This is a genomic window from Actinomadura sp. 6K520 (assembly GCF_004349245.1).
Taxonomy (GTDB): Bacteria; Actinomycetota; Actinomycetes; order Streptosporangiales; family Streptosporangiaceae; genus Spirillospora.
The window spans coordinates 13,771-31,670 of the sequence record NZ_SMLC01000013.1 but is presented as its reverse complement, the minus strand read 5'-3'; the positions used below and the strand labels follow the sequence as shown (position 1 = coordinate 31,670).

Here is a 17,900-nt window from a genome sequence, read left to right as displayed (position 1 = left end):
GTGAATGGGCTGCCAGCCCCGGCCTAAGGGGCCGGGGCTGGCAGCCGGGTGTTGCCGGTCAGAGCGGGTTCGCTGGGGTGTCCAGCCAAATCGTTTGCTTGTCAGGTGTGATGGTGATTCCGAAGCGAGTGATGTCCGGCCGTCCCCACTTGATCCATTGCAGGTAGGCGGCTTCGGTCTCGTCCCACAGGGAGCGGTCGCCTGCCTGCTGAACCTCGTAGTCGGGTTGGCCGGGCTCGTAGTCGACCGAGGCCCACGAGCCTTCATGGGACTCGCGGTCCAGGACCCACATGGTTGCCCCGGCGGCGTCGGAGTAGAACCTTGAGACCACGCCCGGCACCAGGACCGCTACGGCAAGGTCGACGCTCGGCGGACCGTAGGGGTATGACCGGGGGGCCAGGCGAGTGCGGCTTACTCGGACGTCCCCTCGTGGCGGTGTCCGCCCATGATCGGGCTTCGCCGTAGGCGGGGCGTTGCGCACGCATCACCATGTAGTCGGCCGACCCGGCGAACCTGCCCACGGCCGTCCCATCGTTGAGGACGTCCAAGCGCAGGGCGGCGCCGGGCAGTCGTTCTCGATGCCGCCTGGTCAGGGTGGAGCGATGCCCGCTTCGGGAAAGAGCCGGGAGAAGTGGCCCACGTCCAGCCCGCCGTCTTCAAGGTCGGCTGCTGTGACAGAACCGTGACTGGCCGTTCCTGCGACGAACGTTCTCCAGCGACCGAAGGACCATCTGACCAAGGTGCTCTGACGTCCGTGCACACCCACGCTGGATCCCAAGACGACGGCGAAGGCGTAGGGCCCGCGGCAGACGAACGTCTTCAACGTTGCACCTTGGGGAAGCAACTCCGCTTGGTTGATGTACTTGGTGTCGCACCTGGCCCCGTTCGGACCGTTCAGTGTCGTGAATCGGCCACCGTCTTCGCGGATCAATAGGACTTGTGATCCCGTGTTGAATGGGATCAAGTCATGCATTCCCCTCTTGATTTGCCGCCCTGTAGATTCAGTCCCACTGAACTCCTCCACGGCAGTCGACCAGACCCGCTGTATGGCAGGAGCAGTGAAGACGGTCAACCGGCGACTGGCCATGCTGTGCGTGTAGTGGGGCGGCAGTAGCTTCGGCTCGTCGGAGACCACAAGGATGTAGGCGCCGGACGGGTCGAATCCCACATCTGAGAGGGCGTTGAAGTCATCGGTCACCGAGGCCACGCCGATCTGCTTCCTGGAGACAACGTCCCAGAGGAAAACTGCGCCTTCGGACCCCAATCCCCCGGCGAACGCGAGCCGGTCACCGCCCGGCGAAAGCCCGGAAAGACTCCCGCCCTCGTCGAGAGTCGTTATCTTTGCGGGTGCGCCCGGCTTCCAGGTAAGCCAGCTCAGCGTACCTGCAGCGACGGCCGTGACGTCGTCCGGAGCGAAGCCCAGAGGCAGAGGCTGGTCCGGGGCGTCAACCTCCGTCCTCGGCAGGGAAGTTTCGATCGACTTTGCGGCCAGCGTACCCAATTCTTTGCCGTCGGCGTCGGCCATGACCATGAGGTCGTACGCCCCGGCGAGCAGTCGATCTCCCCGGCGATTGAAGAAGATCTCGGTGAATCCGGTCCCGAACCGCTCTTTCAGCCGGCCCGTTCCCACGTCCCAGAGAGTCGCGGTCCCTTCACCGTCCAGCAGCGCGAGAGTCCGGGCATCAGGTGAAAGCGCCATTGTCAGGGCGCTCGTTTGAGCGTTGCCTCCGGGCTCTATGGTCGCCACGCGGCGCTTGTCAGGGAGGCTCCAAACTCCGATCGCCCCATCCGCATAGCGGACGGCCGCCCAACGACCATTGACCTCCAGGTCCACGGGGGTCGCAGGTTTGGCGAGCAGGTCGTTCAACGCGTCGGCGATGCGCACTGGGGGTTTCGTGCTACGGGATTCCGATCCTCCGGCCCCGGAAGTGCCGGCTCCCGAACAGGCGCATGCTGCGCAAAGCAACAGGGCGACCACAGTCAGCCGGACAGCAGCACTCATTGCGCCCCTGCCGAATAGCCGTCGGGGTTCTTCTGAACGAACGCACCGTTCTCAAAAACGTAGAGATCGCGGTAGGATGCGAATCCACGCACGCTGCTCGAGGTCAGCGCACCGTCGACGTATGCAGTGACGGCAAGCCGGTTCCCGCCCGTCTCCACCTTGGTCTTAGTTGTTTCACCGCCCGTGCTGGCTTCGACGAAGATGTCGAACGTGCAATAGTGCTCCCGGGTTCTCATCTCTGCAACGACCACCGTCTGCTCGTCTTTTCGAAGAGATATCGAGGTTTGCTGAAAATAGTCAGCGCCAGGCGATCCGTCGCGTTTCGGCACCCGCGCTCTGGGCTGTGGTTCGTCGAGGTCGAAAACCATCCGCGGATTCTTCATCGGGCCTGCGCCAGGCGGTTTGTACACCAGTGTGCCGCTCAACGGTCGACCGCATTTTGGAACCACCTGGATTCCCGTGACGGTGACGCCTTCTTTCCATTGACCTTGCAGGATCAGCACCGGCATGACCACGACGGGGTCCACGGCACCGGCGGCACGCATCCGCTTCGCATCGGAAGCACCGTTCAACAGAGGTCGCTCAACACGGTGCCCAACCGGGAATACCCAGTCATCGCCCTGACGACCGCTGCTGCGGCCGATGCTTACCACGCGCGCCTGGACCGGCGGACCCGCGCCAATCTTCTCGCTGACCTTCTTGGCACCCTCGTTGAGTTGGGTGGAAATGACACCGACTGTGATCGGCGCAACCAGCGAAGTGATGGCCGTACCGATGATGACCTTTCGATGCCGCGCCCAAAATGATCTAGAATCTGATTCCTCGTCCGTCACGAGCGAGCAGACTAGCGCACCATTCAAGATCAATTCTTGGGCCGGGCAACATGGTTAGAAGTTGGCCGGATGTGTCCAAACGACTGCCTCCTATTGAGAGCGCTCAAGGAGCGCTTCCGAGAGCTCCGAGTTGCTGCGGCCGGGTGCCACCGTGACGGCTGACGGAGCTGACTCCCGATCCCTGGACAACCCAAAGCCATATGTCCTCGAACTGGGTCACCAACGGCTGGTCGAGTGCCACGACCTCGTCCCACTCGGCAGGATCGGTCGTGCGGTCGATCCGTGCCCAAGGGCCGGGCCCCAGGTCCGCCCACACCACATCGGGCGTGAACGAACGCCGGGGCACCGAGCCGATGGTCTCGTGCCAGTTGGTCACGCGCGCTTGCCGTCGTTGGGGTTGCCGCTGGTCCTGTCGCCGGTTCCGCGGGATCCGCCCTGCGGCTTGTTCCCGTCGGTGGTGGTCTCCTCGTCGCTGTTGCCCTTGTCGCGGTCGCCCATCATCTTCTCCTTCGTTGTGACGTTGCGCCTGGTGAACCGCACTGGAACCTCCGGACGGACGGCCATGTGCCGTGCTCGGAACACCGCCCGCCGGAGGGGTCTAGGTGCCGGGGTCGGCGTCGTCGTCCTGGTCCGCCAGCTCGGCCAGTTGCGACTCGGCGTAGGCATGGACCTCGGCGATCTTTCCCGCGAGCATCCCCGCGCGGGCCATGGCTTCTTGGTAGGCGGCCTTGGCGATCTCCAGGGCGGCGGCCACTTCGGCGGCCGTGATCCGGCTCATCGGTGCAGCCTCCGAACCAGGCAATGGGGCCGAAGCGCCAGGTCCGCGAACTCGTCGCCCATCACGGCCGAACCCCAGCGCCCACACTGAGCGCACGCGCGATTGCCTCGGCGGCCTCGGCCGGGGAGTTGGCCGCGCCGATCCTGTCGCCGGTTGGAGCCCAGGTGAACATCCAGATTCCGCCGATGAAGTCGGCGCCGATCTCGGTGAACCTGCTGGGCGAATCGGTGTTGATCACGTAGAGGACGGGCGTGCCGCTGCGCGAGACGATGCCGCACGACATCCCGCCGCGCTCGCGCACGGCCTCATCGAGGGCGGACAGGAACGGACGCCGTCCGCTCATGGCCGTCAGATGATCAGTGGCCATCTTCGTGCTACCTCCCGTCGAGGTCATGCCTGGACTGCAGATGCGGACGTGTCCTGTGGAGCCGTCCAGGGGGTGTGCTGAGATCCGCTACGGGTGCATTCGCGACCAGACCCACTTGCCGCCGGCCGGGTCGGCGGTGACGCCGCACTTGGCGGACATGGCCTGGACGATGTGCAGGCCCCAGCCGCCGTTGTCGTCGAACGCCTCCTCGGACAGGTCGAGGTCGTCCAGGGTGAGTTCGGTCATCGGCCTGGCTTTGGGCAGCTCGTGGTCCGCGTCCCAGACGGCGATGATGACGCCATAGGCGTCCCGGCTGAGCTGGAGGCGGATCTCCTCGTCCGGCGTCTGCCGGGCCGCATTGGTCACGAGCTCCGAGACGACGAGAAGCGCGCTGTCGAGAATGTGGGAGTAGTCCCATTTGCGGATTCGTGTGTCCACGAAAGTGCGCGCCAGCCCCACTGCGGCGGGTGTGCCCATAAGGGACATTGTTGGCTCTACGGCCGCCGTCATCGCCATCGTCCTGTCCTTGCCCGAGATTCCGATTTCCTGCGACAAGCATCACGCGGCGACCTATGGTTTGCCTGTATCAACTGAAATCTAAAACACGGAGGACCGATGAAGATCGTCCGTGAACCCCTCGACCCCAAGATCTCGATGTGGCACTTCCTGGCCTACTACCTGCGGTTCATGCGGGAGAAGGAGGGTCTGTCACTCGCCCAGTGGGGAAAGATCATCGGGATGGCTCGATCGAGTGTTTCGAACATCGAAGCCGGGCGTGCGAAGCTGCAGGTCGACTATGCGCGGCGTCTCGACGTGAGATTCGAGACCGGTGGACTCTTCGAATTGCTCCTGTGGTACGCCCGTATGGCGCACGACCCGAACTGGTTCAAGCAGTACAGCCAGCACGAGCGTCAGGCGGCCGAGATCAAGGTCTTCCACGGGCAGCTGATCCCTTTGCTCCTCCAGACCGATGAATACACGCGGCGGTACGGTCGGCTGAGCACAGCGAAAGACCGCGAAGCGGTCCTCGCTGGAAGAATTGCGCGAAAGCGGGCCATCCTGGAACGAGAGGACCCGCCCTACATCTGGGCACTCCTAGACGAGGCTGTTCTGGCGCGTCGCGTCGGCGGAGCCGAGGTCATGAAGCCGCAGCTCGAACACCTCCTCGACATGGGCGAACGCTGGAACGTCATCCTCCGGATCGTTCCCTTCTCGGCCGGGGAGCATGAGGGGTCGGACGGGTTCTTCCAGCTCATCGGCCTGCATGACCGCAGCATCGCCTATGCGGGGGCTTGCGGCGGTGGACGCTTGATCGAAATGCCGAACGAGATCAAGGACGTTGTTGATAGTTTCGAACGTATCGGCGCAAAGGCAGACTCTCAGGGCGCCTCGCGCAAACTGATCGAGCAGTACTTGGAGAGCTACTCATGAGCGTCCAGTGGCGGAAGAGTTCGTACAGTGGCTCCGCGAACGATGACGTGTGCGTTGAGCTGGGACGACTTGCGCCGGGGGCCGGGGTCGGGGTGCGGGACAGCAAGGACCCGGACGGGGGACACCTCACCCTTACCGTTGCTCAGTTCGCGAGCATGATCGAGCAGGTCAAGCGGCACCCGGCCCGCTGATCGTCCCGTCCGGCCCGACCATCGACCAGGGGGTCATACCGCGACGGAGCGCTCGATGTGCGGGCGCAGGGCGGCCCGGAGCTTCTTGGTATCGGGTTCCTCGAAGATGACGCCGCTGGAGTCGTTCGCCTCGTGGACCGCCGGGCACGACTCGGCGCCCGGCACGTTGATCCGTGCGACCGGCTTGGCGGTCGCGGCCTCGTACAACTGGACGATGTACGACGCCTTCAGCAGCGAGACCTTCGTCGCTTTGTCAGGGTCGACCGGACTGCCCAGGGAATGTGTGTACAGGCATTCGCGCAGTTCGTCCCGTGAATCCGAGGTGTCCTGGTAGACGCAGGCGACCAGTTGGGGGCCGGGGGGCGAACCGTCCTGGCCCGGTTTCCATCGGTCAGGGACGTCCACGTTCCCCACCTCGGCGTACCGCAGGTTAAACGCCACCGGGTGGGGGCCGCCGCCCCGATAGGGCTCGCCGCTCTCCGCGTAACCGGTGTCGGACTGCGCTGCGCCGCCGGGACGCTCGGGGCAGAACTCGGACTCGGCCGCCAGGGGCGTTGGCGGGTCGTCCAGCATGGCCGCCAGCTGAACGCCGCCCAACGTCGCCGCGACGCCGACTCCCAGGACGGCGAACGCCCATCGATCCGACCTGCGCATGCCGACCATTCTGCAGGGGCCGCGGCCGGTCGCCTACTGCGCTTCGGAAGGCGTTCGGGACGTGCGGCGGGGCAAGACGATCGCGATCAGGACGGCGCCGAGCCCGACCGTGCACGCCGTCCAGCCCGTCCATTCGGGGACCCTGCCCAGGGCCACGGAACTCGCGGGCCGCACACGCAGCCCGGCGGTGCTGGCGCGGTTTCCCAGGACGCGCGCCTCGAAGTGGTGCGCGTTGTCCGGGGGCGTCCCCGGCGACTGGCGGAGGGAGTGGTACTCGGCCCGGGACATGGTGACCCCGCCGTGCACCGTCTTACCGTCCAGCGTCCATTGCCCCCCGCACGTGTAGCCGGACAACGTGCAGGTTCTCTGGTAGGGGATGGCGACGCGGGCCGGTTCGCCGTACTTCCATACGTATCCGGGCTTGCCGCGCTCGATCGAGCCGATGATCGCCAGGACCCCTACCGACAGGCACGCCCCGACCAGGACCGTCGCCGCCACGAGGCCCCACCGGTCGGCCATGGCGCCGACCGCGACGGTGACCGGCGCCAGCACGAACACCCCGGCGAACCCCAGCAGGATGGAAAGCAGGACCAACCCGGCGAGCCGCCCCCCAGGGTTCACCAGCAGAACCCACTCCGCGAGCACTAGCAGCAGAATCCCGAGAGGCACGGCCCACAGCAGGGTGCGTTTCACGGCCTCTCCTCCTGCGGTCCGCATGCTCTGCCGAGGCCGGGAACTCCCCGAAGCCAGGCGATCACGGTAGACCATCGCCGCCGATCATCGACTCCGCCAATCACAGCCCCGCCGGCTCGCCGCCCGCTCACCCGGCCACCACCTACATCGGCATTGCCCCGGCCACCCGCGAACGACCGTCAGAACCGGCGCCCGCCCCCACGATGCCCCACGGCCATGCCCATCGCCACGACGAGATCCGGCAACCGCATGCCCGCCTCGCCGAACCGGCCCGCTACATCTGCGGTCCACTGGCGACCACTGAGGCCCACGGGCGGGACGGGCGCCTCTTTTCGGGCCGGACACGTTTTTTGTGCACTGGAATTTCTTCTGATCTGATGTCCGAAACAATCCGGGGTTTCACGGGTTTTGGCCTGCCGTTATAGCGCAATGGAGAGGAGACAGCCTAATATCGCAGCGTCGCCAGGTGTATCGGAGAGGCCAGGGGAGCGGGCGGAACGGGGACGGGGGAGAGCTGGATGGCGGCGCTGCGAAAGATCGCGAAGATCTCACTCACCCCGGGTGCCTTCTGCCAGGCACGGTTTTGGTGCATCGCCAATATCCCTAGGAGGGCCACTGATGGGGATTTTCGGTAACAAGGAGCAGATCAATCTGTCCGACCCGGGTGAGGTGGCAATCGCCGAGCATGTGGCGTCCGTCATCCCGGATGCGGGTGAGTACCTCCTGAACTTGCTCGGCGATTTCTGCAACGAACAGATGTATGCCCGTCTGAAGGTGGACGTTGATTCGCGGCGTGCCCCCAACGGCTGGGTAGTTCCCGCCAAGCTGACCGACGTCCCGCCAATCGGTCGTAAACAGACCCCGATGACCTTCTTGAACTTCTTCATGGGAATGCGCGGCACTATTGCCCTCACCGTGTGGGGCACCTCCGCCAATCGCGGTAAGGACTACAGGGCGCTTGCGGACGTTCTCAGTTCGATACTCCATGATCAGGGGCATGCCGCCGCTGCGACCTGGGCGATCGTTGCCCGCCCTGAAGCCCGTCCCAGTCTCAGCCCGAGCCATCTCGCGGGAGCACTCTTGGACGGGTGGCGAGAAGATCACCAGCATCTGCGGAACAAGGACGTTATCAGAGCATTCAGAAACTGGAACAAGTGAGGGTGCGACACTTCACGAAGATCTCAATTCAAGGGAGATGGTGACATGCATAATCTCACCCTCGGCCCGCAGGGGCGTGGCACGGTGATCGAAGTTCTCCATAAGCTCGCCGATGGGGCCGGACTCTTCATCACGGTACGAAGCCCGAATGACGTGGGGACGACGATGCAGGCCATCGTTCAAGCGGCGCCGAGGCTGTTCCAGGATTATGATGTCCGCGAGAACGATGGCCTGATCACTAGCCGCTTCCCCATGTACGTTATGTATTGGGGACTCGTCACGTCCCCTTCGGGAAGCCTGGCGATCCTGGTACCAAGTCAGTTGTACGAGGGGCAGGACAACCGCGACTGGATCAGTCATTTCCGAGTGGACGTGCTTGATAGCGTCAAGACGTTGTCGAGCCTCGGCTGCGCCGTCAACATCGGCAGGGAGGGATCGGTTTCCGAGGCGGCGTTCGCACGGGAATTCCAGCAGGCTTCCCTCGGCTGACGAGTGTGCGCCGCGAGTCGGTTTCGGGGCCATGGAGGCCACGGTGCCGGACGTTACCCAGGGGGAAGCGTGTCGAGTGCATCCCGAATCTGGGATACGACGGGAACGTCGTGGGCATTCTCGGCCTCGACGATGCCCTTGCGGTAGAACGACCTGGCAGCGGCGTACCGTCCGAGGGTACGCAAGCAATCACCGATCGCCAGATATGTCTGCGCTCTATCCCGGGTCTCGTCCGTGCGTGAGAACAGCATCAGCGCGCAGCGCGCGTGCCGGAGGCCGAGCAGCGGATCGCCGCGTTCTTTGGCGATCTTGGCGAGCAGCCCGCGGCAGGCCGCTTGCGCCGTGATCCGTCCGAGCTCAGTGTTGATCTCCAAGGCGGCCTGCACGTGTTCTTCCGCGATGTCCAGCGCGCCCGTGTGCCGGGCGCAGACGCCGAGATGCTGGCGAGAACGGGCGATCTCCTCGGTCATCCCGCGGTCCACCGCTTCTCGGAGCGCCGCATCGAACTCCCCGTGGGCGGCCTCGTAGTCCCCGGCGAGGATCCACAGAGTCCCCAGCTGGTTCCTCACGGAGGTGGCGGCGAGCCGGTCGCCCGTGTCGTCGCACAGGGCGAGGGCTTCACGGCAATGTCCCATCGCAGCCTCCAGGTCACCGGCGCGTTCAGCAAGGCCCGCCATTCGCCGGTGGCAGGAGGTGAGAGCCTCAAGGTCGTCTACACGCTCGAACGTCTCCATGGCCGCACGCAGACCCTCCTGCGCCGCGACGAGACGGCCCCGGTCCTCCTCCAGCAGGGAGATCTGGAAGGCGGAGGCGGCGGAGTCCCGCTCTCGTCCGAGTTCCGCGAAGATCTCGCCGGCCTGGCGGTACCCGGCCTCCGCGTCGCCGAACCTGCCGAGGTTATGGTGCACCGACCCGAGCTGATGCGCCGCGAACGCGACTCCCAGCCGATCGCCTGCCGCGGTGCTCACCTCGAGGGCTCTCTCCATGTGCGCGACCGCCTCCGCCGCGTCCCCCCGATCTCGGGCGATCAAGCCGATTTGCCGGTGGATCTGTGCCGCCTGCTCACCGTCTTGCGGGACCCACGCCAACATCCGCTCGCACAGCGTCCATTCGGCAGACCAGTGCCCGGCCGAGTGCAGAATTCCGCACAGACGGTTGGCCTCCGCCGAGGCGTCCCCTGGCAGGCCGGCCTCGACGAAATGGTGGATCGCCTCCTGCGCTGCGATGATCCGCTGATTTCGGGGGAGGTCGGTCCGGGCGAACCGCGCACTCCAGTGCCGGGCGGCTCGGACGTGTCCTTTCTCGGCTTCCAGCGGCTGCAGTCTCGCCAGTTCCGCAGCCGTCCAGCGGTGCACCACCCAGTACAGGTCACCCGCATCCCCCTGCACCGGCGAGATGAGCCCCAGCCGTTCGAGCCGCGACAGCGGCTCTTGGACACCGGCCGTGTCGGCATCGTCCGAGACGAGCGCCCCTACGGGGACGGGAAGCCGGAATACTGCGGCCGTGCCCAGCAGACCGCGGACCGGCTCATCGAGAAGGGCCAGCAGCTCGGTGAGCAGCGTGTCCCGGACCGTCAACCGCACCGCATCGCTCGCGGCGGTACGCAGGATGCCGCCCGCTCGGGCCCGCGCGGCCGGGAGCCCGCCGTCCACCAGCCGCTCGAACCGCCGGGCGACGTCCTCCGCCGGTCCCCGCGCCGTGCCGAGAAGCGCGTCGAGATATCCGTACGTGCGCGGATGACCGCCGATCAACTCGTGCAGCCGCAGCCAATGGGGGTGCGGCAGCCGCCGCACCGCCGGCAGCCGCAGCCTCAGCAGCCCCGCCTCGGACGCGGTCAACGGCGGAAGCGGCAGATGCGCCAGGCGGTCGCCGCCCGGATGACCAGATGGCAGCGGGTGGCGGGACGTGGCGAGCAGCGTGGCTCGCTCCACCCCCTGCACCCAGCGGGTCAGAAAATCGCCCAGCTCCTGATTCGTGAAGGCCGTGGTGCCCTGGGCGTCGTACCGCAAGTTCGCCTCGAAGTCGTCCAGCACGAGGGTCACCGCCGTCTGGGCGCTGTCGCCGTGCCCGGAGGCGGCCCTGACCAGGGCGTCCAGACGGTCTCGCCAATCGCGGTCCGTGCCGGTGAGCGCCTCCCCGGCCGTACCGGGGAGCGCGTCCGCGACCTCGTCCATGATTCTGTCGGGATCGACCGGGCCGGAAAATGCGACGATCGCGCCGGTGTCCTTCCGCAGACGCAGCACCTCGCCGAGGAAAGCCGACTTGCCACCGCCACCGGTACCGTGCACCACCAGGCCCGCGTGCGTGTCCAGGCTGCGTAACGCCGCGCGGAGCAGCGCACGGCGCCCGACGAACCGGCCGGAAGGAAGGGCCAGCGGCACTTTGGGCCGGGGGATCGCCGCCACAGACGCCCCGGCGGCATCTGCGGCCCGGACGACCGGCGAGCCCGCGAACAGGACGGGGACGTGCCATTCCGGAAGCCCGTCCGCACTGTGCCGTCTGGTCTGATCCAGGGCGGACCGAGCCTCGTGCAGGGCCTCTAGCACGTCGCCGTGCGCCGTCAACGCGGAGAAGACACCCGCCATCAGGTCACCCGCGTAGTCGTCGCGGACCGGTGCGGTCATGGCCACGACGGTCTGGACCCCCTGGTCCGCCAAGGTCTGGGCGAGACCGCTCAGGTATCGGCTCCCGCCCTCGTCGTCTCGCGACGATCGGACGAGCGCACCGGTGGAGCAGCCGGCCAGGACCACCAGCGCCGGGGGACGTCCGGCCCACGCCGCCGCCAGTTCACCCGCCCCCACCGGCAGCCGCGCACCCGACGGATCCTCAAGGACCAGCAGGCCCGGTTCGGCGTGGCAAGCGAGGTGGACGACGTCGGCGGGCGCGGCGGCCAGCGCTTCCGACAGCGCCTCCGGGGTGCCGGAACTCAGCACCCGCAGATCCAGCGATCCGGCCGCGGTCGAAGCCGCCCGGACCAGCCGCAGCTCCTCGGTCTCCAGATCGAGCAGCGGCTCCCGGACGGACCCGGCGACGACGGACTGCGGGCTCGCGAGCAGCGCAACGACACGCAAGGGTGAGCCTTCGCCACCCGTCACCTCGAACGCGGCCTCCGTGGCGCCCGAAACCCGAAACGGAAGAAGGACGTCATGGATACCGAGGGGGATGTCCTCACCAGGCAGGAGCGTGGCCTCCCAGGGGAGAGTGCCGAGGAGGCCCGGCCCTATGTCGAGCCCGAGCCGCAGCCGCCGGCCGGACCGACGCGCGTCGGCGGCCGCGGACACGAGCCTGCGCCCCACGTCCGGCCCGAGGATGCCCGCCATAGCCCTGCCCAGGCGCCGCAGCAGCGGATCGACCTCCCGCAGCGCGGCCTTCCGGTCACGGCCGGCCCGCACATCCTCATGCAGCCTCTCGACGGCTCGATGCATCTCCCGGAGCGTGAGCACCTCGTTCACCCCCGGTCCCCGGGTGGTTGGAGCATCGCCCACATGCAGCGACACGGCGCGCTCACCGACGGTCAGGCGGAGATCACCGGGCACAGGCGTCCTTCCCGGCCGTGGCGGTCCCCGGGGAGGTAGGCGTGACCAAGCAGACGCGCAGCATGGAAGGGGAGTCCTTCTTGTCCAGCGGGGCCGTGAGGTACAGAGCGGCTCCGACCAGAACGACCAGGGAGGCGAGAGCCGTGTCACGCCTCGCCCGTCGCAGTGACTGCCTGACCTGCCACGCATGTATCCATGCCAGCAGCCGCTCCTGGGTCCGCTGTGCCAGCCGCGCGTTGGCGTCCGCTGTCACGGCGGCCTGCTCCAGAATCTGGCGTCGCTTGGGGTCGCTCTCCCGAGCCAGCGCCTTCGCGATCCTCGCCTTGACGAGGAAGCGCAGTACACGCTCCCGCCGCAACTCGGCCGGATCGGGCGAGAACGGACCGTAGAAGGCGGCGGGATAACGATCGATCATCGCACGGAGCCCGGAAAGATCCCGGTGGCCCAGGTCCTCAATGGTCGTGACCCGGGGCGTGAGCACGTCGCTGGTCCGCCAGACCGTCCACGCCACCCCGGCCAACGCCAAGAGCAGGCCGGAGATCGCCGCGACCACGTCACCCGTGTCGTCCAGCTTGTCCACGACGGTCAGGGGACCACCTGCCAGCACCACCGCGCCGACCGCGGCGGCAGCCCCGGTGATCCAGCGGGCGGTACTCCGCATGTCCGTGACCGACGCCCTCAGATCGGCGATCGTCGCGTCGGCCGTCTCGTCCTGCACAGGAGTGCTCACGAGATCTGCGGACCCGCCTCACCGCGCATGACGGGAGGCGACTCGACGTCCGGCAGCTCCTCCTGGGGGACCCAAGCGCCGTCGACGTAGTACTCCAGCACGTCATCGTTAATTCGGACGTCCCCTTCTTCGGGGGCAGGCGGTTGCACGGCCATATGTCGATTATCCGAACAGCCAAGGCCCGCATGCCGCTTTACCAGGCTGAGTGACACGACCGGAAACGGCCAGTTCGCCAGTGGTTTGAGTCGCCGCTCCCCAGCGACGCAGTGGCATAACCTTCCCTCGGCGCAGTCCAACGGCGGTCTCCCGCGCCCCGGGTCGGTGCGCCTGAACGTTCTGCCCATTTCCAGAGCGGGACTATTCGTGGCAGCCGGTGGCCGGCTGCCCGCAGAGCCCGTGCTTTGAGGCGCCCACGACCGGAAGACGTGACGACACGCTTGATCATCCGGTCCCATCCCGAGGACCCGATGCTTGCGGAGTACGTGCCGTACCGGACAGTACCTTCGAGTGGCTCGGCGACCGCAGCAGCACGGCGGAACAGCTTGATCGACACGACCGGAGCCTGCCGTGCGAGCGTCGACTCGATCGGCGGAACCATCCCTGCAGCGGCCGCTCTCATGCAAAAAGCGTAGGTCCGCCTCGTTTCCGGAGGGGAGGAAACCGAACCGGCCACGGTCCTAGAAATGGTAGAGGGGCCGAGGTGGGAGGGCCGATGAATGGCGCGGTACGCCAGACGTCAGGAAGACTTCGACCACACGGGCTGGCTCGGTCTCATTAATGTCACCGGACCGTTCCTCAGCCTTCCGGTCCTTCGCCGGACCTGGCCCGCACTCGACGCATTGGGCAAAGCTGATCGTGAACGTCTCCGGTTGGAGCACAAGACCCTTCCCGGACGGCCGTGGATCGACTACGTCCTGACCGAGCTTCTCGGTTGGGGCGAACTCGTCCAGTTCGAGGACGAAGTCGCCGACCTCGCCATGGGCGTCCCCACGTATGACACGACGGTGGCGCCGTCCTTCGCGCTGCGCGAGCCAGGTGCCAAGCCGCGGACGGACGCGAAATCCGTGCGCATACTCGGCCTCATATGCGACGGGCATCCGAACCAGCGCGTCATGGGATCGGACTGGCCGGCGACACCGGCGGATCGGCTCGCGCAGCTCTGCCGCCACCACGACGTACCGCTCGGGCTCGCCACTGACGGGCGCTGGTGGGCTCTGATCTGGGCTCCGCGCGGCGGCGTCACCACAACGGCCGTCTTCGACGCGGTCAACTGGCAGGAGGCGGCGGAGCGCGATGTCGTCCGCGCATTCGTCTCCATTCTCAACCGGACGCGGTTCTTCGCCGTCCCGGACGGCGAGACGCTGCCTGATCTCCTAGAGGCGAGCAAGGACAGCCAGGAGGAGATTACCGAAGCCCTTGGCGTTCAGGTGCGCCGGGCCGTGGAATTGCTCGTCGCGGCCATCGGCCGCGCCCACACCTCGGACATCGCCCGGGGCGGTATCGGGATCGGTGACATCCCTGCCCGTGATGTGTACCGCGGCGCCGTCGCCGTGATGATGCGCATCATCTTTCTTCTCTGCGCCGAGGAGTGCGGGCTTCTTCCAGCGGACAGGCCGCTCTACAGGGCGTCCTACTCGGCGGGGCACCTGTGCGACGAGCTCGAAGAACGTGCCCGGGACGGTAGCGAGGAGGACCTGGAGCACACCCACGCCGGCTGGTCCCGGCTTCTTGCGCTGTTCCGCGCGGTCTACCACGGCATCGACCACCCGGACATGCCGATACCGGCTCATGACGGCTCGATCTTCGATGCGGACCGCTACCCGTGGCTTCCGGAGACCATTGACGACCGCACTGTCCTGCATATCCTGCAGTCGGTGCAGTACGTGCAGATCGGCACGGGGAAGATGCGCGAGCGGCGCAGGCTTTCCTTCCGGACACTGGCCGTGGAAGAAATCGGCTACGTGTACGAGGGCCTCCTATCTCACGACGCCTATTACGCCGACGAAACGTATGTCGGGCTAACTGGAAAACCGGGCCACGAGGAAGAGGTGGCCCTCACCACTCTCGAAGATCTCGCAAGGTCATGCCCGGACGTCCCGTCCCTGGCGGCGAGACTTGCCGATGAATACAAAGACTCTCGTATCGGGTCCGCGAGGGCGCTCGAAAAGCGACTTTCCCCTCTCCCGCAGGCTGAAAATAGGGAGGCGCAGCGCAAGCTACTGGCGGTTACCTGGGGTGATTATGAACTGACCGAACGGCTCCTGCCCTTCTTCGGCATTATTCGGCGGGACCTACGCGATCTGCCGATGGTCTTCCTGACGGATGCCTTGTACGTGACCGAGTCGTCCCTGCGTCGGAGGACGGGTGCTCACTACACACCGAGTTCGCTCGCCAAGGAGGTCGTTGAAGGCGCTCTAGAACCGCTCGTCCACTCTCCGGGGCCGTTGCAGACCGCAAATGACCGGGAATGGAAGGCAATCTCCTCGAACGAGATCCTCTCGTTGAGAGTCGCCGACATTGCGATGGGATCCGGCGCGTTCCTGGTGGCGGCCTGCCGTTACCTCGCCAATCATCTGGTCAGTGCATGGATGCGGGAAGGTGACCAACGCGTCCGCGACCACGAAACCGTGGACGCGGTCCCCACTTTCGACGCCGATGCCGACCCGGTCGTCGTCGAGGCCCGCCGCCAGATCATCGAACACTGCCTCTACGGTGCGGACATCAACGATATGGCGGTGGACATCGCCAAATTCTCCCTCTGGCTCGTTTGCCCGGACCGTCCGTTCGCCTTCCTGGACGACCGGCTCGTCGTCGGCGATTCCCTGCTGGGCATCACATCCCTCGACCAGCTCGAAGTCCTGCACATGGACGCGGCACGCGGCCGGAGTCTGCACCAGGACGAAAGCGCCCTCTTCGATCTGACCACGGGAATTCGTGAACTCGTCGGCCGCGTCGCCGCGAAGCGCCGCCGACTGGTCGAGATCAAGGGCACCGACCTTGAAAAGCTTGAGGACAAGCGGAAGGTTCTCAGTGAGGTCGAACATGACACTGAACTCGCCCGCCTCCTCGCCGACCTCACCACCGGCGCCGCCCTGGCGCATGCGGCCAGGGGCGCGACCGGCCTCGACACCGCCTCCAACCTGGCCGTGGAGGCCGCGCACAAAGCCATGTCCGGCGACGGGACCGCTCTTCTCGCCGTCCGCGATCAACTCGAACACTGGCTTCGCACGGACCAACTGGACGGAGCCTTCGACCGTCGCCCGGTCCACTGGCCCCTCGTTTTCCCGGAGGTTTTTGAAAAAGGTGGCTTCGACGCTGTCATAGGAAATCCACCATACCTTGGCGGTACGAAGATCACAGGTGTATTGGGGGTGGCTTATCGAGAGCGGTTGGTGGCTGATGTTGCGAGCGGTCTACGGGCTGGCGGTCGTTGTGACCTCGTGGCCTACTTTGCCTTGCGTGGCCACTCTCTATGCAACGATGGTGGCCAATTGGGTCTGATTGCAACCAACTCACTGGCTCAAGGGGATACCCGGGAGGTGGGACTCGATCAGATCATTGCCAGTGGGACAATCATTCGCGCTTCGATCAAGTCTGAGTCGTGGCCTTCCAAGAGTGCGGCTCTGGAGTATTGTGTAATATGGGCAAGCAAGCGAGAGCTTGACGGCGCTGCGGGCCGATATTCAGATGGAATACGAGTCAATGGAATAACGTCTTCTCTGGTTCCGTGTTATCGAGTTGCGACTCCAGCTTGTCGACTGGCTTCCAATGTCGGCCTGATATCTCAGGGGTCCAAGTTGGATGGCATTGGATTCACAATGGAGCGACGGCAGGCCGAGGTGTTGATCGAGGAGGATTCCAAGAATATCGACGTATTGTTTCCCTACTTGAACGGTGAGGATTTGAACCATAGATGCGATTTGTCTGCAAGTCGATGGGTTGTGTATTTTAGAGAGTGGGGGGAGGGGCAAGCTGCAGCGTACGGTGCTCCATATGCTCATGTCCGGCGGCTGGTGAAGCCGAAGAGGGTGGCACACAAAGAGAAGCGTGCGCGTGATAAATGGTGGTGCTTCCAGCGTCCGAGGAGCGAATTCTATACTATCCTCAATAGGCTGGATAAAGCAATTGTGTTGACGTTGGTTAGCAAAACAGTCATGCCGGTAATGGTGCCGACAGGTCAGGTGTTCTCTCATGCGCTTGGTGTGTTCGCGTCGGACGATACGGCGATGCTGGCGTTGCTGAGCAGTGCGCCGCACTACTTGTGGGCGGTGTCGCGAGCGTCCTCGATGAAGGCGGATCTTCGGTACACGCCGTCGGATGTGTTCGAGACGTTGCCGTTGCCGGAGATGACGTCCGAGATGCGGGTGCTGGGGGACCGGCTGGACCGGTTCCGGCGGGGTCTCATGCTGGCAAGGCAGGCCGGGCTCACCAAGACGTACAACATGGTGCACGACCCGAAGTGCATGGATATGGACATCGTGGAGCTTCGGCAGATCCACGAGATGATCGATGAGGCGGTGTGTCGGGCGTACGGGTGGGACGACCTGATCCCGCAACTCGACCACGGGCACCACGGCACCGGGCGAGAGATGCGCTACACCGTGCCCCGGGCTGTTCAGCGAGAACTGGTGGATCGCCTTCTTGAACTCAACCATGAGCGCTACGCGGCCGAGGTCGCTGCAGGGCTGCACGACAAGAAGTTGAGCAAGGCCCGCCGGAGTCAGCCTGCGGAGCAAGGCGACCTCTTCTAGGCGTCGCACGGCACCTAGTGACAACTCGGAAAGGCAAAAGAACTCTTGATGATCGAGTTCACAACGCTTAGGGTGCCTGCCAAGTGACGTTCGCCCTGGTGAGGTCGGTATGGGGTCGAGTGAGTACTGGGTCGACGGTCGGCGCAAGCGGGCCGTGAGGGTCAACGGAGCCGGTGGCGGGGAGAGCGATCGCGACTCTCGGAAAGAGGTCGCGGAGGTGGAGTGGAATCGGTTCCTGGCCAATGAGCTCGCGAAGGTTCCAACGAGCAACAGCCGTGAACGGCGCC

17 protein-coding genes are annotated in these 17,900 nt (G+C 65.6%); 5 read left to right on the top strand and 12 right to left on the bottom strand.

Annotated features, from left to right (window positions below; translation table 11 throughout):
* Positions 1 to 58: 58 nt before the first annotated feature.
* The 7 genes from E1289_RS06010 to E1289_RS05985 all read right to left on the bottom strand — a co-directional run bounded on the left by E1289_RS06010 (position 59) and on the right by E1289_RS05985 (position 4,457).
* Positions 59 to 331: a hypothetical protein gene (locus E1289_RS06010; RefSeq protein ID WP_131976144.1), complete on the bottom strand. Its 273-nt coding sequence runs from the start codon at positions 329 to 331 to the stop codon at positions 59 to 61.
* Positions 332 to 589: 258 nt separating this feature from the next.
* Entirely contained in the window at positions 590 to 1,885 is a 1,296-nt protein-coding gene (locus E1289_RS06005; protein WP_131976142.1) for a WD40 repeat domain-containing protein, read from the bottom strand.
* 113 nt (positions 1,886 to 1,998) lie between these two features.
* Positions 1,999 to 2,835, bottom strand: a complete 837-nt coding sequence (locus tag E1289_RS06000) for a hypothetical protein (protein WP_131976140.1) — start codon at positions 2,833 to 2,835, stop codon at positions 1,999 to 2,001.
* A 372-nt stretch (positions 2,836 to 3,207) separates the two neighbouring features.
* Complete coding sequence (locus tag E1289_RS38015) at positions 3,208 to 3,375, bottom strand: hypothetical protein (RefSeq protein WP_165970365.1); 168 nt, start codon at positions 3,373 to 3,375, stop codon at positions 3,208 to 3,210.
* 58 nt (positions 3,376 to 3,433) lie between these two features.
* On the bottom strand, positions 3,434 to 3,613 hold the full coding sequence (locus E1289_RS05995) for a hypothetical protein (protein WP_131976138.1): 180 nt from the start codon (positions 3,611 to 3,613) through the stop codon (positions 3,434 to 3,436).
* A gap of 61 nt (positions 3,614 to 3,674) precedes the next feature.
* The gene (locus tag E1289_RS05990; protein WP_131976136.1) at positions 3,675 to 4,007 is read right to left on the bottom strand and encodes a hypothetical protein; all 333 of its coding nucleotides are present in this window, start codon (positions 4,005 to 4,007) and stop codon (positions 3,675 to 3,677) included.
* Positions 4,008 to 4,067: 60 nt separating this feature from the next.
* The gene (locus tag E1289_RS05985; protein WP_131976134.1) at positions 4,068 to 4,457 is read right to left on the bottom strand and encodes an ATP-binding protein; all 390 of its coding nucleotides are present in this window, start codon (positions 4,455 to 4,457) and stop codon (positions 4,068 to 4,070) included.
* Between the two features lie 138 nt (positions 4,458 to 4,595).
* On the opposite strand from E1289_RS05985, the gene E1289_RS05980 reads away from it, so the two are divergent.
* Together E1289_RS05980 and E1289_RS05975 are read left to right on the top strand one after the other, a co-directional pair.
* Entirely contained in the window at positions 4,596 to 5,411 is an 816-nt protein-coding gene (locus E1289_RS05980; RefSeq protein ID WP_131976132.1) for a helix-turn-helix transcriptional regulator, read from the top strand.
* Positions 5,408 to 5,602: a DUF397 domain-containing protein gene (locus E1289_RS05975; protein WP_131976130.1), complete on the top strand. Its 195-nt coding sequence runs from the start codon at positions 5,408 to 5,410 to the stop codon at positions 5,600 to 5,602. The genes E1289_RS05980 and E1289_RS05975 overlap by 4 nt, the downstream gene beginning before the upstream one ends.
* A gap of 33 nt (positions 5,603 to 5,635) precedes the next feature.
* Here E1289_RS05975 and E1289_RS05970 read toward each other — a convergent pair whose 3' ends face one another.
* Complete coding sequence (locus E1289_RS05970; protein WP_131976128.1) at positions 5,636 to 6,256, bottom strand: hypothetical protein; 621 nt, start codon at positions 6,254 to 6,256, stop codon at positions 5,636 to 5,638.
* Positions 6,257 to 6,289: 33 nt separating this feature from the next.
* A complete protein-coding gene (locus E1289_RS05965) occupies positions 6,290 to 6,949 on the bottom strand; it encodes a hypothetical protein (RefSeq protein ID WP_131976126.1) in 660 nt (219 codons plus the stop codon).
* Between the two features lie 618 nt (positions 6,950 to 7,567).
* Between E1289_RS05965 and E1289_RS05960 the strand changes: the two genes are divergently transcribed.
* Both E1289_RS05960 and E1289_RS05955 read left to right on the top strand, forming a co-directional pair.
* Positions 7,568 to 8,107, top strand: a complete 540-nt coding sequence (locus E1289_RS05960; RefSeq protein ID WP_131976124.1) for a hypothetical protein — start codon at positions 7,568 to 7,570, stop codon at positions 8,105 to 8,107.
* 45 nt (positions 8,108 to 8,152) lie between these two features.
* On the top strand, positions 8,153 to 8,596 hold the full coding sequence (locus E1289_RS05955) for a hypothetical protein (protein WP_131976122.1): 444 nt from the start codon (positions 8,153 to 8,155) through the stop codon (positions 8,594 to 8,596).
* Between the two features lie 53 nt (positions 8,597 to 8,649).
* Here E1289_RS05955 and E1289_RS05950 read toward each other — a convergent pair whose 3' ends face one another.
* From E1289_RS05950 to E1289_RS38005, 3 genes are all read right to left on the bottom strand, one after another.
* Positions 8,650 to 12,048, bottom strand: a complete 3,399-nt coding sequence (locus E1289_RS05950; protein ID WP_165970364.1) for a CHAT domain-containing protein — start codon at positions 12,046 to 12,048, stop codon at positions 8,650 to 8,652.
* A 73-nt stretch (positions 12,049 to 12,121) separates the two neighbouring features.
* Positions 12,122 to 12,850 (bottom strand): hypothetical protein, encoded by a 729-nt coding sequence (locus E1289_RS38010; protein WP_165970363.1) that lies wholly within the window; start codon positions 12,848 to 12,850, stop codon positions 12,122 to 12,124.
* Positions 12,851 to 12,858: 8 nt separating this feature from the next.
* Positions 12,859 to 13,017 carry a hypothetical protein gene (locus tag E1289_RS38005; protein ID WP_165970362.1) on the bottom strand — a complete coding sequence of 53 codons (159 nt, stop codon included), beginning with the start codon at positions 13,015 to 13,017 and terminating at the stop codon, positions 12,859 to 12,861.
* 561 nt (positions 13,018 to 13,578) lie between these two features.
* On the opposite strand from E1289_RS38005, the gene E1289_RS05945 reads away from it, so the two are divergent.
* Positions 13,579 to 17,613, top strand: a complete 4,035-nt coding sequence (locus E1289_RS05945; RefSeq protein ID WP_131976118.1) for a DNA methyltransferase — start codon at positions 13,579 to 13,581, stop codon at positions 17,611 to 17,613.
* Positions 17,614 to 17,900: the final 287 nt, after the last annotated feature.